Source organism: Pseudomonas sp. SIMBA_041 (genome assembly GCF_046535095.1).
Taxonomy (GTDB): domain Bacteria; phylum Pseudomonadota; class Gammaproteobacteria; order Pseudomonadales; family Pseudomonadaceae; genus Aquipseudomonas; species Aquipseudomonas mucoides.
This window is the reverse complement of the sequence record NZ_JAWRXJ010000129.1, coordinates 1-320: the sequence shown is the minus strand read 5'-3', so window position 1 is coordinate 320 and position 320 is coordinate 1. Positions and strand designations below refer to the sequence as shown.

Sequence of the window (320 nt, the reverse complement as noted above, 5' to 3'; positions counted from 1 at the left end):
GCCTCTATTTGCAGCGGCTCAGCGAACCCCGTCCTGACGCAGGGCGGCTGGGGTGAAATCGCGGGTGGGGGCGGTGAAACCGAAGTCGTAGGCCTGTTTCTCTTCGTTCTTCATGGCTAGGGCCAGGTAGCGGCCGGACTGCAGGTCGTAGAGGGTTTCCAGGGCGTACCACGGCACTTGCTTGTCGTAGTAGTTCTCGGCGTGAGCCTCGGCCACGCGCCACAGCTGGCCACGACCGTCGTAGTGGTCGATCACCGCTGCCTGCCAGGTGTCTTCGTCGATGTAGAAGTCACGCTTGGCGTAGATATGGCGCTGGCCTT

At 62.5% G+C, this 320-nt stretch carries 1 protein-coding gene; it reads right to left on the bottom strand.

The window, feature by feature from the left end:
- Window positions 1-18: 18 nt before the first annotated feature.
- The coding region (locus tag SB725_RS30545; RefSeq protein WP_410923084.1) for a DUF1329 domain-containing protein at window positions 19-320 on the bottom strand (302 nt) is incomplete at its 5' end.